At 49.7% G+C, this 13,666-nt stretch carries 10 protein-coding genes and 1 tRNA gene; 6 read left to right on the forward strand and 5 right to left on the reverse strand.

Annotated elements, in window-relative coordinates:
- Positions 1-95: 95 nt before the first annotated feature.
- Positions 96-182, reverse strand: a tRNA-Leu gene (locus G8768_RS06595).
- Positions 183-449: 267 nt separating this feature from the next.
- Here G8768_RS06595 and G8768_RS06600 point away from each other — a divergent pair.
- The 6 genes from G8768_RS06600 to G8768_RS06625 all read left to right on the forward strand — a co-directional run bounded on the left by G8768_RS06600 (position 450) and on the right by G8768_RS06625 (position 8,034).
- Positions 450-707, forward strand: a complete 258-nt coding sequence (locus tag G8768_RS06600; protein ID WP_166849600.1) for a hypothetical protein — start codon at positions 450-452, stop codon at positions 705-707.
- A 41-nt stretch (positions 708-748) separates the two neighbouring features.
- Positions 749-1,579 carry a putative metalloprotease CJM1_0395 family protein gene (locus G8768_RS06605; RefSeq protein WP_166849597.1) on the forward strand — a complete coding sequence of 277 codons (831 nt, stop codon included), beginning with the start codon at positions 749-751 and terminating at the stop codon, positions 1,577-1,579.
- Between the two features lie 71 nt (positions 1,580-1,650).
- Complete coding sequence (rnr, locus tag G8768_RS06610) at positions 1,651-4,227, forward strand: ribonuclease R (RefSeq protein WP_166853323.1); 2,577 nt, start codon at positions 1,651-1,653, stop codon at positions 4,225-4,227.
- A 19-nt stretch (positions 4,228-4,246) separates the two neighbouring features.
- Positions 4,247-4,984 carry a 23S rRNA (guanosine(2251)-2'-O)-methyltransferase RlmB gene (gene rlmB / locus G8768_RS06615; protein ID WP_166849594.1) on the forward strand — a complete coding sequence of 246 codons (738 nt, stop codon included), beginning with the start codon at positions 4,247-4,249 and terminating at the stop codon, positions 4,982-4,984.
- Positions 4,985-5,224: 240 nt separating this feature from the next.
- Positions 5,225-5,839: a hypothetical protein gene (locus tag G8768_RS06620; protein WP_166849591.1), complete on the forward strand. Its 615-nt coding sequence runs from the start codon at positions 5,225-5,227 to the stop codon at positions 5,837-5,839.
- 200 nt (positions 5,840-6,039) lie between these two features.
- Positions 6,040-8,034 carry an alpha/beta hydrolase family protein gene (locus G8768_RS06625; RefSeq protein ID WP_166849587.1) on the forward strand — a complete coding sequence of 665 codons (1,995 nt, stop codon included), beginning with the start codon at positions 6,040-6,042 and terminating at the stop codon, positions 8,032-8,034.
- Between the two features lie 51 nt (positions 8,035-8,085).
- Here the strand turns inward: G8768_RS06625 and G8768_RS06630 are convergent, their stop codons facing one another.
- The 4 genes from G8768_RS06630 to G8768_RS06645 all read right to left on the reverse strand — a co-directional run bounded on the left by G8768_RS06630 (position 8,086) and on the right by G8768_RS06645 (position 13,371).
- Positions 8,086-9,759: an acyl-CoA dehydrogenase family protein gene (locus tag G8768_RS06630; RefSeq protein ID WP_243749367.1), complete on the reverse strand. Its 1,674-nt coding sequence runs from the start codon at positions 9,757-9,759 to the stop codon at positions 8,086-8,088.
- Positions 9,760-9,770: 11 nt separating this feature from the next.
- Positions 9,771-10,436, reverse strand: coding sequence for a TetR/AcrR family transcriptional regulator (locus tag G8768_RS06635; protein WP_166849580.1), 666 nt, complete (start codon positions 10,434-10,436; stop codon positions 9,771-9,773).
- 132 nt (positions 10,437-10,568) lie between these two features.
- On the reverse strand, positions 10,569-11,015 hold the full coding sequence (locus G8768_RS06640; RefSeq protein ID WP_166849577.1) for a CopD family protein: 447 nt from the start codon (positions 11,013-11,015) through the stop codon (positions 10,569-10,571).
- Between the two features lie 85 nt (positions 11,016-11,100).
- A complete protein-coding gene (locus G8768_RS06645; protein WP_166849574.1) occupies positions 11,101-13,371 on the reverse strand; it encodes a DUF748 domain-containing protein in 2,271 nt (756 codons plus the stop codon).
- Between the last annotated feature and the right edge of the window lie 295 nt (positions 13,372-13,666).

The following is a 13,666-nucleotide window of genomic DNA, read 5'->3' on the forward strand; positions in this document are numbered from 1 at the left end:
ACAAGAGGCAACGGCACAAAACAACAGGCACAAAAAAACCGCTTAAAAATCATTATCTTAAGCGGTTTCTCGTAGTCTTTCGACGTCTCAAATTATGGTGCCCAGGAGAGGACTTGAACCTCCACGGCCTTGCGGCCACTAGCACCTGAAGCTAGCGTGTCTACCAATTTCACCACCTGGGCATATCGTACAGCATCGCTGTTCGAGGTCGCGCATAGTATTGATTTCGCGGGCGGCTGTCAATCATTTTAGTAGTAAAAAATACTGGTTTATATCTAAACGCTTCTAGTCCTGTCTTATTTGAGCCAGAAGGTGCATTTCGTCGCAAACTTCCGCTGGGCGGTATCAAGTTTGGCCGTTTTTTCAGCAATTGTTGCTTACTATTAAAGGCATACAGCCATAAGTCTCAGTTTTGTGTTGGGCTTTGGCGGATTTATATAGGGCATTTTATGAATATAAGCAGCGGTAACAGTTTCAGCATCGCTCAGCAGGGTTTGCAGCGCAGCCAGGCCAGTGCGGTTGAAGCTGCTGAGTCGATTGCGAATCCGGCAAGGTTTAACCCGGCTGAAGAAGCCAAGGGGGTTTTAGAGCCTCTGGCGGAGCCGATTGTTCAGCTCAAAGAATCCCAGCAGTTGTTTGATGCGTCGGCCAAGGTGATCGAGGTCAGCAATCGAACGGTGGGTGCTCTGTTGGACATCAGTGCATAGTGATTAAGGGGGTATTCGGAGCGCCGGAATAGGAATTTACGATGATTAGCTTTAATCCTCAGCAGCCTTCATTAGCCAATACCGTGAGTCCTTTTGAAAATCAGGTCAGCCGGCCTGTGGGTGAAGCCAGCCCGGATGACCAACAAAGCACTATCCGCCCCGTTGAAGAAGCCAATAAATCCGAGAAAAGCCTTCGTCGCAGTCGTAATGATGAAAAAAGCGACAATGTCGACGTTGAGCGCGACGGGGAAGAACAGGAGAAGCAGGATAACCCCCAGGGCCAAAAGGGGCTTGATGGTGAGCCTTTGAGTCGTGACGAAATGCAGCTGATTCAGAAGCTGGCTGCCCGTGATCGTGAGGTTCGGGATCATGAGCAAGCCCATGCTGCGGTTGGTGGTGAGTTGGCGGGGGCGCCCAGTTATGAATACCAGAAAGGCCCCGATGGCAAGAACTATGCGGTCGGCGGAGAAGTGCCTATTACCATTCAGGAGGTGGCAGGCGACCCCAGAGCCACTCTGGAGAATGCACGCAAGGTGCAGCGGGCCGCTCTTGCGCCGGCCGAGCCTTCCGATCAGGATCGTCGAGTGGCGGCTCGTGCAGCGCAATTGGAGCAGCAGGCTCTGAGAGAGATCACTCAATTAGCTGAAGCTGAACGTAAGGCCAAAGAAGAGGAAGCTGACATCAGGGCGGAAAAGGCTGCTCGTGAGCGGGAAGCGGATGAGCTCAAAAAAGAGAAGCTGAACCTGGATGAGCAGCGTGTCAGCCAGGCGGAACTCAATCGCAAGAGCTTTGAGCTGACTCAGACCCTGGTGGGCATTCAAAATGCTGGATCAAATCCGAATATTGGCCAGTTGATAAATCGTGTCAGCTAAAGGCTAATCCCCTATAATAGGCCTATTCAATCGATAGGCTCATCCCTCTGTATGAGCCCTACAGGGACTCAATTTTGCCAAAAAACAAACATCCGCATGATCCCCATGCCGAGCGCGAAGCCCAAAACTACGCCAAACCTATCCCGAGTCGGGAATTCATATTAAAGCAGCTGGACGCCGCGCCAGGACCTTTAACCCACCCGGAATTGTGCCAACTGCTGGAGTTGCACGACGAAGAATCCATTGAGGCTCTGCGCCGGCGGTTGATCGCTATGGAGCGTGATGGCCAACTGATGCGAAATCGTCGCTGGGCATACGGACCGGTCGATCATCTGGATTTGATTAAAGGCCGTGTGCACGGTCACAAAGACGGCTTTGGTTTTGTGATCCCGGCCAATGGGGGTGATGATCTCTATCTTGCTGGTCGCCAGATGCGAAAGGTCTTCGATGGTGATGAGGTTCTGGTGCGCGACAGCGGCAAAGGCTATCGAGGTAAGCGCGAGGGCCATATCGTGGAAGTCATTGCTCGCAATACTCATCAAGTGGTTGGCCGCTTTTATTCTGAAAGTGGTGTCAATTTTGTGCGCCCGGACAATGCCCGGTTAATTCACGATGTGATGATTCCTGCGGGTGAAACCGCAAATGCGGAGCCGGGACAATATGTGGTCGTGGAAATCACCCAGCAACCAGATCGTCGCCAACATCCTGCCGGACGTGTGCTCGAAGTTCTGGGCGACCATATGGCACCGGGTATGGAAATTGACGTTGCAATTCGATCCCACGGCATTCCCCATCTCTGGCCCAGTGATGTGAGTGCGGAAGCGGCCGCTCTGGACAGTGAGGTCGCCGAAGGCGATAAGCAACATCGTGTTGATTTACGGGATCAGCCCTTTGTCACCATCGATGGCGAAGACGCTCGCGATTTTGACGATGCGGTTTTGTGTGTCCCCAATAAAAAAACCAAGGGCTGGCATTTGTACGTGGCCATTGCGGACGTGTCCCATTATGTGACCTTGGGATCGGCTCTGGATCGGGAAGCTCAGGTGCGCGGCACCTCGGTTTATTTCCCTGATCATGTTGTGCCTATGTTACCCGAGGCGATTTCCAATGGTCTGTGTTCCCTGAACCCGAATGTTGATCGCCTGGCGATGGTGTGTGAAATGACCATCAGTGCAAACGGGCGTGTCAGCGGCTATCAGTTTTATGAAGGCTTGATTCATTCCCACGCCCGACTGACTTATACCGAGGTCGGAAAAATTCTGGCAGAACGGGGCAACAAGCAGAGCGGCCCACGCAAGGCCCGAGCGAATATACTGCCCTACATTGATGCGCTGCACGATCTGTATAAAGTGCTCAGGCAAAATCGAAATGAGCGTGGCGCGATTGATTTTGAAACCACCGAAACACGAATCCTGTTTGATGAAGATCGAAAAATTGAACAGATTGTTCCGGTGGAGCGTAACGACGCGCACAAGTTAATTGAAGAATGCATGCTCTGTGCCAACGTGTGTGCGGCACGCTTTTTGGAAAAACTGGAACTGCCTGCTCTGTATCGTGTGCACGAAGGCCCCGGTGATGAAAAGCTGGAAAATTTACGGGATTTCCTGGCCGAGATGGGCCTAAGCCTGGGTGGCCGCAGTCAGCCGAAGCCGGAAGATTATCAGCGTTTACTGCAGAGTATTGCCGATCGCCCGGATGCAGGGTTGATCCAAACCGTGATGCTGCGCAGCATGAAACAGGCGGTCTACAGCCCTGACAATCAAGGCCATTTTGGGCTTTGTTATAAGGCTTATACCCACTTCACCTCACCCATCCGTCGTTACCCTGATTTGTTGGTGCATCGAGCAATTCGCTCGGTCATTCGCGGTCGTGGGGGGCTTGGTCAGCAACTACTGGCATTGTTCAACAAGCCGCCGGTTCAAAAGGTTAAGGGTGCAAAACCGTTATCCAAAGCCGCGATTTATCCTTACGATATGGCCTCCATGTTGAGCATGGGCGAAACCTGCTCCAGCTTTGAACGTCGGGCTGATGAAGCCAGTCGTGATGTTGTGAGCTGGTTAAAATGCGAATATCTGCAAGACCGGGTGGGTGAAACCTTTGAAGGTATTATTAATGCAGTTACCGGCTTTGGTATCTTTGTTGAGCTGAAAGATATTTATGTTGAAGGCCTGGTTCACATCAGCGCACTGCCCCATGACTACTATCACTATGAGGCCTCACAGCATCGATTGATAGGTGAGAAGAGTCGCCAGGTTTTCCGCCTGGGCGATGAATTGAGAGTGCAAGTGGTGCGGGTGGATCTGGATGAGCGCAAGGTTGATCTGGAATTGGTTGAACGCTTGCAGAGTTCCAAAAAAAAGCGCAAAACCGGAAAATCCGCCCCAAAGATTGATGCCCGGTCGAACATGAAAAAACTGCGTTCGATGGTCGATGACGATTCGGAGTCGGATAAAAAGGGCCGGAAATCAACAAGAAAGTCAGCGTCAAAGGCGGCGGGGAAAACCAAATCCACGCAAGAGAAAAGCAGTTCGACCGGGAAAAAGAAACCCAGCAAAGGGAATAAAGTTCGCAAAGCTAAAACCGCTGGTGCTTCCAAAAAACACCAAAAGAAAGTAAAGAAAACAACGGGCGCGAAGAAGCGCAAGTAATCGATTGTTGAGTAGTTGAATGGCCAAGTTAGAAACGATTTTTGGCCTGCATGCTGTGCAGGCTCTATTGAAGTCCAGCCCCCAGCGAGTCAAGGAACTCTGGGTGTTGAAGAACCGCAATGATCAACGCCTGCAAAAAGTGCTGGCAGCGGCACAAAAAATGTCTGTGCCCGTCACCTCCGTTGGGCGTAAGCAATTGGATGAAAAGGTTGATGGTAATCATCAGGGGGTCATTGCTTTTGCCAGCCCTGGCAAACTGCACGATGAGAAATACCTGTACGAGCTTATTGATGATCTGGATGTGCCAGCATTTTTGCTGGTGTTGGATGGCGTGACCGATCCCCATAACCTGGGTGCTTGTTTGCGTACCGCTGAGGCGGCGGGTGTACAGGCGGTGATTGCGCCAAAAGACAACTCGGCCAGTTTGAACGATACCGCACGGAAAGTCGCTTGTGGTGCTGCTGAAGTTCTTCCGTATATCAGTGTGACCAATCTGGCTCGTACTCTAAAGGCATTGCAGGAAAAAGGTGTTTGGATCATCGGCACTGCCGGTGAGGCTGATGCCGGAGTCTACCAGAGTGATTTGAAAGGCCCAATGGCGCTCGTTATGGGTGCTGAAGGCAAGGGGATGCGTCGCTTGACCCGAGAATGCTGCGACTCTCTTATCAATATTCCTATGGCTGGTGAAGTGAGCAGCCTGAACGTTTCCGTGGCCACTGGCGTTTGTTTGTTTGAAGCGGTACGCCAGCGAACATAGTGTGATCAAAGCTTTGAAAAACGGGGCTTAGGCCCCGTTTTTGGCTTTCTATCTACAGCTTTTACTTGAATCAGGCATTTTATCCTTTTGGTAATTCACCGCAGTCAGATTTCATTTCGACGGATTCAGAACGATTTTCGGTTTTTTTCCTAATTCTCTGTGTCATTATTTTTCCAAGCATCGTCTAAGACAAAGATACCTAATAATGATTGTGCTGACAGCACTTGGAGGAAGGGCCCCATGAAACGTTTATTGTTCACACTCGCTGCCGCGTTACTGCTACCATTGTCACAGGCTTCGGCCAATAATGGGCTGGCGGATATTCAACAGTCACCGGATCAATCTCATTTCATTGCTCGAATGACGGCTGATAATAATGCAGGTCGTATTTTGATTGTCGACGCAAAAGCCAAAAAGGCAATTACCGAGTTTGCCAAGCCAAGAGACGCGATTATCGATTGGTATCGTTGGGTAGACAACAATCGCGTTGTCTATCAGATTAAGCTGCAGTCTGACAAAGCAGATGCGGTTAATGGTTTGGTTATGGTGTACGCCATGGATAAAGACGGCAGTAATCGCAAGCAAATTTTCGGTCATGGTCTGGAGCGTTTCAAGCGCGATACTCGTATCAACAAACGCAAGGAAATCAAAGCTCAACTCAGAATTGTTGATACTTTACCTTCTGAAAAGAAAATGATTCTGGTGGCCGAATATCCACTGAAGCGAGAAGGCATGAACAACTATCAAATCGCGAAAGAGCGTCCGGTAACGGTAAGCCGTCTGGATGTCTATTCCGGTAAGCGTAAAACCGTGAAGAAAGTCAGTTTTGCTGAGGCACAGAAATTGGGCTCTTAAACGGCCCCAAAAACTAAGCCTGGGTTTGTTGCCCGAGCCTAGTTTTTGAGAAACGGTATTTTGTCGCAATTTGTTGTCGATAGTCGTACTTAAGTACGGTGTTCCTTCGGAGATTCGGGGCTCCCTGTTTTCAAACACTCGTTCTATTGCTAGTCTTAGCATCCTAATCAGGATAGGTGTTTTTAAATAGGGAGATCTTCATGCCTTCTTACGCATTGCGTATTCTCGTATCACTACTCATTTTCGCATTATGCACTTTGGGTTCAAACAGCCTTATCGCCAAGACTGTCACAGACAGTGAAATTGCCCACTTCGTCAAAAAGGGTGACTATCTGGATGTGAAAATTTCTCCAGATGGTTCCAGCCTGGCGGCTCGCGTGCGTCAGGGTGATGATATGTTGTTGATGTTTGTTGATATAGCAACAGGTAAGCCTTCCGGGGCTATTAAGGCGAGCAATGGGGACATTGTTTATAACTACTACTGGGCGAACAATGAGCGGGTTGTGTACCAGTTTGCCAAAAAAGTCAGCAGTTTGGATGTGCCTGTCAGCTTTGGCATGTGGGCGATTAATAAGGATAACACCCGCAGAAAACTCATTTATGGACACGGAGTTGATAAAGGGAAGACCGGTACGCGTTTAAATCAGAAGCAGGAGATCAAAGCAGCTGTTGAATTTATCAGCCCGCTGATGGATGACCCAAAAAACATCTTGATTGTAGAACACCCTCTCAGTCGTATCGGCAACTACCTGCACGATCTGCGCAATATTGCGCCTTCTATATCGAAGTTGAATGTCTATTCGGGCAAGAGATATAAAGTAGAAACCCTGCCGACGCCGGGAGCCGATCCAGTAGCGTCTCGTCTTGGGGAATTGAATGTTTATACCAATGAGAGAAAGAATACCCAGCTGGAAGTGTTTTATCGCCAGAAGAAGGGTGAGGACTGGAGGCAGGCAAGCTTGCCATCGGCCTATGCGGATCCCAGAGTAGTGGGGGTCAGTGAAGATGGCAAAGAGGTCTTTGTTCGAGCCCGTGATGCCCAAAATGGGTTTAGGACGTTGTACAGCTGGAGTCCGGATGCTGGGGAAATCGTTCAGCTTTTTGAAACCGAGTGGGGCGATGTAAGTGATTGGATGGTCGATCCGGTAAGCAATTCTCCTATAGCGGCTATTCATGAACCAGACCTCCCCAAGTATCAGTATTTAGAAAAACCTTATGCCAGTTTCCACAAAATGTTGGCGAGGGCGTTTAAAGGACAGCGTGTCAGTTTTGCTGATCACTCATTCGATGGCCGCTACATCGTCGCTTTTGTCGATAGCGATGTGAATCCTGGGGAATACTACCTCTTTGATACCCAAACCAAGAAAGCCGATTTTCTGATGGCGGCCAGGTCTTGGATTGATCCGAATACCATGCGACCTGTAAAAACTGTTGAAGTGGAAGCGCGCGATGGCTTAATGCTTAATGGTTATCTTACTGTCGCAAACAGTAACGAAATAAAGGCTCCTCTGGTGGTATTGCCTCATGGTGGCCCCCATGGCGTCCGCGAGTACTGGGAATACGATAGTGAAGCTCAGCTGTTGGCCTATAGCGGTTTTAACGTTTTGCAAATCGATTTTCGTGGCAGTGGTGGCCGAGGTTCAAAATTTGAAACCGCAGGCTATCGGAATTGGGGCAAATCAATGGTTGAAGATGTTATTGATGCAACCAATGCCATGGTAAAGGAAGGTTACGCTGATGCTGACAAGGTTTGCATTTACGGCGCAAGTTACGGAGGCTTTTCTTCATTAATGGCGGCTGTGAAAGCTCCCGATTTATATCAATGTGCTGTGGGTTATGTTGGCGTCTATGATTTGAATATGATGTTTGAGTCAGGGGATATTCCTGAAATGCGTATTGGTCCAGGGTTCTTGAAAAAGGTTTTGGGCAGCGACAAAGCCGCAATGGCTGCGCAGTCTCCAGTGAATAATGCTGAAAAAATCAAAGCCAATGTTTTACTGATTCATGGGGAAGAAGATCGACGAGCTCCAATCGAGCAAGGCGAAGCAATGAAGTCTGCCTTGGAGAGAGCTGGCAACAAACCTAAATGGATTGTTTTTGGTCGGTCAGGTCATGGTGTTTGGGATAACAAAGATCGAGTCAAACTCTATAAAGAGTTGATTGGTTTTTTAAATCAACATATTGGCTCTTCATAAGTATTGAGATGATAAAAAGGGCGCCTCGGCGCCCTTTTTCTTTCTGAGTAATCAGCTGGCAATTCGACAGCGATCAATCAGACTTTCTACATCAATACCTTTGGGTAGCATACCGTAGGTGTTTCCTGAATTGCCTTCCAGGCGTCCTGCACAGAAAGCGTCAGCGATGTTACTGTTGCCGGTTTGAATTAACAAACTGCCTTGCAGGCCCAGAGCCATTTGTTCAACAACGTGGCGAGCACGGTATTCGATGTCGTCAAGATTACCGAATTCTTTGGCCAGTTTATTTAAATGGGTATCGAAGCGTTTATCGTTACCACGGGATTTTTCCAACTCGCCCATAAAGGCTTCCAGTGAACCGGGCTCGCGGCTCATGGCTCGCAATACGTCGAGGCATTGAACGTTGCCGCTGCCTTCCCAGATTGAATTAATCGGAGCTTCACGATAGAAGCGAGGCATTATGCTGTTTTCCATCACGGCCGAGCCGCCAATGGTTTCCATGGCTTCATAGGCGTGGCCAGGTGTGCGTTTGCAAATCCAGTATTTACAAACAGCCGTTGAGATACGAGTGAATAAATCGGCTTCTTCGTTCATGCCGGATTCGTCCATTCCGCGACCCAGGCGCATCGCCATCGCGGTTGCGGCTTCTGATTCCAGCGCGAGATCGGCCAGAACGTTTTGCATCAGGGGTTGTTTATCCAGGCGATTACCAAAGGCCTCACGCTGACTGGTGTGATGCACAATCTGATACATATGAGCGCGCATTTGTCCGGCACTGCCGCTGACGCAATCAAAGCGAGTGCAGGCTACCATTTCCAAAATATTGGCAATGCCACGGCCTTCTTCTCCGATCAGCCAACCAAAGGCACCGCGCAGTTCAGTTTCACTGGAAGCGTTTGAGACATTACCCATTTTGTCCTTGAGGCGAATCACTTGGAGAGGGTTTTTACTGCCGTCCGGACGCCAGCGAGGTACCAGAAAACAGGAAATACCACCCTCTGCCTGGGCCAGCACTAAAAAGGCATCACACATCGGTGCTGACACAAAAAACTTGTGACCAACCAGTTCGTATTCCATGCCCGGACCGCGCTGACCAATAGGGTAGGCACGAGTCGAGTTACGACGAACATCGGAGCCACCTTGTTTTTCGGTCATCGCCATGCCGATGGTCAGGCTTTGCTTATCCTGATAGGAAACATTACGCGGGTCATAGTCCGACGACATGACTTTGGGTAGCCAATGTTCCGCAATATTCGCCTGTTTTTTGAGTGTCGGAACACTGGCGTAGGTCATGCAAACGGGACAAAGATGCCCGGCTTCTACCTGGCTCTGCATATAGAAGCTCGCCGCGCGAGCAACATGGGCACCGGCTTTGGGTTCTGCCCAGGGCAGACCGCCAATTCCATTGGCCAGAGAAGACGACATCAGCTGGTGATAGGCGGGGTGGAATTCCACTTCGTCTACGCGTCGACCATAGCGATCATGGGTTTGCAGTACCGGTTTATTTTGATTGGCCTGGGTGCCGGCGAGAATCGCTTCTTTACTGCCACAGATCTCGCCGAAGGTTTGCAGGCGCTCAAGGGCCCAGTCACCGCCTTCGCGAATCACACCTTCTTTCAGGCCTGGATCGTTATTGAAAACATTATAGTTTTCTAAAACCACCGGCATATTTTCAACGTCATGGGTATTGGCTTTAATGCTCTCAGCCATTGGGTACTGGTTCATAGTTGCCTCCATTAATGCTGTTCGTGAATAAGAACATCTAAATCTTGTTGTGTTGCCAACTCGTGTGCGCCTAAAGCATTCAGACACAGGCGACTGATATCGAGCGCCAGTTGGCGACTGTCATAAGGCGCTTCGTTACCGCTGTAAAATCGATGCAGGGGTTCCAATAAAGGTTCGGCCAACATGCCGACCACCGCAAGGCTGGCAATGTGGCTGTCTTGGCTGCTGAAGTCTGCGGAGCCGATACCTTGTTCAATAATCTGTTGATACACCTCGGCGTAGGCTCGACGGTAGATCAGGCGTTCAGCTTCCAGAGCCGGGTCCAGGGGTTCAGCGATTAAGGCATAGGACTGAGTCGGGGCTCGGAACGCTCGCTGGGTGAAGTTAAAACAGCACCGCGCCATAGCCACGGCAGGGTTCAGCTCCATTTGGGCAATGCTGTGCATTTCATCCACTTCTCGACCGCTGAGCTGACGAAACAGTGCGGTGCACAGTTCGACCTTGTTGGGGAAATAGCGATACATAGAGCCTGTGGCCAATCCGGCCTGTTTTGCCGTGGCTGCAATGGTCAGCCCACTAAAGCCGCTTTCGGCGACGATCTTGCGCGCAGCAGCGAGTATTTTGGCTTTATTGTCCGCCTTTCGAGCGAGGGTTTTCTCTGTTACTCGATATACCATTTGTTGCTTTATCTTGTAATAATTCACATGAAGTGAATCATGGTTCACACCTTGAAGTCAAGGAATCCTTGAGCAAGGCTAACCAGGCGATGCGAGAGCGGAGCGAAGGGTTGGCAAGCGAAAGCGGAAGTTCTACAACCAGAGGCCCAGCCGAAAGGCGGCTCCAGCGATCAGGAAGCCCACAGACAAGACCGTAACCGCGATGATGTGCCAGGCCATATCCCAGAGGTTGTGTTGTGAGAGTTTGGGAATCACCCGAAAGCGGGCATCCAGCGCCAAAGCCATGGTCAGACCAAGAAATGCCAGTTTGTATTGGATACCTTGGGCTATCGGGTTGCCACTTTGGAACCAGAGTGAGGGATCAGGAAGCCAGTGATAGGCGAGCATGAACCCGGTAACAACTTGGGTCAGAAGGGCGGGCATACCGATCTTTTCGTAGGAAGATTCAAAATCCAACAGTCTTTCCGGGGAACGCTCTTTTAAGACTTTGGGCAAAACGGCTAGACACAAAACAATATGGCCGCCGGTCCATACGGCGGCACCCAGTAAGTGCAAAATCACTAATGTGCTGTGGCTCAAGAGCCCGGCCTCATATTCAACTCAAATGTTGACTATGAGGGTAAAGCAATTGCCTGTTACCAGAATTGATGTCGATCAGTAAGCCTTAGATTTCCAGATGAATATAACTTTCCGTACTTTTTTCATCGGTTTGGGTTTTACAGGTCAGTAACCGCTCCGGGCCAATATCAAACCGGGCCTTCATAAAACGTCTGAGCGATTCCGTGCGCGCTTCGGCCAGTTGATTGGCGTCTTTGATATCGGCAAGGTCTGGGCTTGGGGCTTGTTCGGAATTTCCAGCTTCGCTATTTTGGGCTTGGGCTTGGGCTTGAAGCGTTTTTTGTGCCTCGATCCAGCGTTCTTCACTGGCACTGATCACCGGGCAGGCGCGTACGCGCAGTTGTTCTTTCTTCTGCAATAGCTCACCGAGTTTTTGCAAATATTCTTTTTGCTGTTCACTTAATTCTGTCTGGCCATTATCAAAAGCCAGTGAGTCCAGACGAATTTTCTGAGCCTGATCGCTCAGCCAACTGCCTACACTGATAAGTGTTCCATAAGGTTGGAAGGCGTATTTTAAATAGGCCACGCTGGCCTCGCGTAAAGCGCGACTGCTGACTTGTTTGAGAATGTCGCCGCTGCCAAATTCCGGGCTGTCGATATTGCCATCGACGGGCAGTTCCAAACGCACATCGCCATTATCGTCGCGCAATAAACCGAGTGCGGAATCCAGGGGCATGCTGATGCTCTGATCCACCTGATCGGCTTTATCAGCCGAGACTCTTTCCAGTTCAATGCTGCGCAAATCGATCTGATTTTTACTCTGCAGCTCCTTGCCGTCCAGTTGGCCCTGACTGTCCAGAGACAGTTGCCCGGTGTGAATAAAATAGCCAGTTTGTTTTTCTATATAGGGTGAAAAAGTTACCAGTTTGATGTGTTCCAGCTTAAGCTTGGCTTGCAGTGCCATATTCTCGGCGAGGGGTTTAATTGCGCCTTCACTGTTCACCAAGCCTTGTTTGTCAACGTTCGCAGACAATACCCAACGGCTCAAACTGTCCTTGTCGCCGCTGTTAAACTGGTCAACTGCAAAGCGCTCAATGGCAATGGGTATGGCAACCGCCGGTTGGTAATTATCGTCACGAATGTGAATGCCACTGTTTAGCAATTGAATATCTTCCAGTGTGATGGTCAGTGCATTTTTATTTTCATCATTGCTCCCACCATTTTTTTCCTCGGCTTTTACTGTGCCTTTGTTGCTCTCATTTTGTGTGGGTGTTGGAGCGTTTTCTGCAGGAACAATGGATGCCAACAAGCGGTTCAGCTCCTCTTGTACACCCAACTTGTAATCCTTTAAAAATGTCAGTTGGCTGTGCAGGCCGTTGATGTGAATGCCCTGAAGACTAAGCGACGCATTATCCCCATCGGGATGGTGCTCTATATTGGCGATACTGAGCGTTTGCAGTTTCTGACCTTGATCGTGTTCTGGAAGCAGAGCGAGATCTTCAATGAACAAGCCTTGTGCCTGACTATTGGCCTTATTGAGAAAGGCGCTGTTAAAGTTGTCCAGTTTAATTTTTCCTAAAGACAATAAAGCCTGCTCGCTGTTATCTTCGGTTTGCAGGAGAGAGGCGGCAATGTTTTCCAGTTGAAGCTGGCCTTTCAGGTCCGGAGTTGTTAAAGGGCCTGTGGCAGCGAGTTTAAGATCGATGTTACTACCGCCTGCCAGGACAATTTTGTGCTTAGGGTTAATCGCTGCGGCGGTTTTATCGATATTCAAGGCAAGTGTGATCTCGCTTTTCAGTGTATCCCCCAGGCTGTCGAAATGATCCAGCGTCAGTGATTTGATCGTGATGTCGCTATCCAGTTGCTCAGAGCGAACGGACACCGCGATGTCTTCAAGCCGGGCATCGTTGATAATGACTTGCCAGGGTTTCGACTCGGTTTTTGCTTCTGAATCTGTCGAGGGTGAATCCTTCTGTTCGGTGTTATTTGCGTTCGCCAGAGACAAGCCCCGCAATCCCCATTGCCCCTGATTTTCCTCCACGGTCAATTTGGCATTGTCGATACGAATCCCATCCACAATCAGTGTTTGATCCAGAAGCCCGCTCAGCAAACCCTGGCTGCGCAGGTCCACAGCAAGCCCGGCAATGCTTGCCTGGGTTTTTCCGTCTTTTTTGAGTTGAACACCCCTCAGGTTGAGGTCGGCTTTGCGCCATTTGATCGCCAGCTCGGTGATGTCCAATTGGGCGCCAGACATATAGTCAGGGCTGAACTTACGCACGGCAGCAGGCAGCCACAGCTCCACCGAGGCCAGGATTCCCGCGATCAGCAGGATGAGACAAAGAAGAACAATCAAAAAGGACTGAAAGGCACGTTTCATAGGGCAATCTATCTAGAACAATATGTTTACATTATGACAACAAAGTATGAAGTTTAGCTTAAGCGCAATAGACATCGTTTCCCGAATTCGTGAATGACGCGAAATGTTGCCCAAGTGGGGTTAATTGAGAGATCAGGGTAGGCAGTGTAGGTTAAAAAACCACCAGCTAAGTGACTGATTAATATGCTAAAACGATTCAGGGCCTAAGAGCGCGCCGTATCGCTCCCCAGGGGGGGAATAACAGTAAAAAAGAGATGGGAAATAGCGGCCAAACGACAGGAAAGAGATCAGATAT

Source organism: Pseudoteredinibacter isoporae, assembly GCF_011602085.1.
Lineage (GTDB): Bacteria > Pseudomonadota > Gammaproteobacteria > Pseudomonadales > Cellvibrionaceae > Pseudoteredinibacter > Pseudoteredinibacter isoporae.

Coding starts and splice junctions, on each gene's coding strand:
- G8768_RS06600 (WP_166849600.1), top strand. CDS start 450: ATGAATATAAGCAGCGGTAACAGTTTCAGCATCGCTCAGCAGGGTTTG.
- G8768_RS06605 (WP_166849597.1), top strand. CDS start 749: ATGATTAGCTTTAATCCTCAGCAGCCTTCATTAGCCAATACCGTGAGT.
- rlmB (WP_166849594.1), top strand. CDS start 4,247: ATGGCCAAGTTAGAAACGATTTTTGGCCTGCATGCTGTGCAGGCTCTA.
- G8768_RS06620 (WP_166849591.1), top strand. CDS start 5,225: ATGAAACGTTTATTGTTCACACTCGCTGCCGCGTTACTGCTACCATTG.
- G8768_RS06625 (WP_166849587.1), top strand. CDS start 6,040: ATGCCTTCTTACGCATTGCGTATTCTCGTATCACTACTCATTTTCGCA.
- G8768_RS06630 (WP_243749367.1), bottom strand. CDS start 9,759: ATGAACCAGTACCCAATGGCTGAGAGCATTAAAGCCAATACCCATGAC.
- G8768_RS06635 (WP_166849580.1), bottom strand. CDS start 10,436: ATGGTATATCGAGTAACAGAGAAAACCCTCGCTCGAAAGGCGGACAAT.
- G8768_RS06645 (WP_166849574.1), bottom strand. CDS start 13,371: ATGAAACGTGCCTTTCAGTCCTTTTTGATTGTTCTTCTTTGTCTCATC.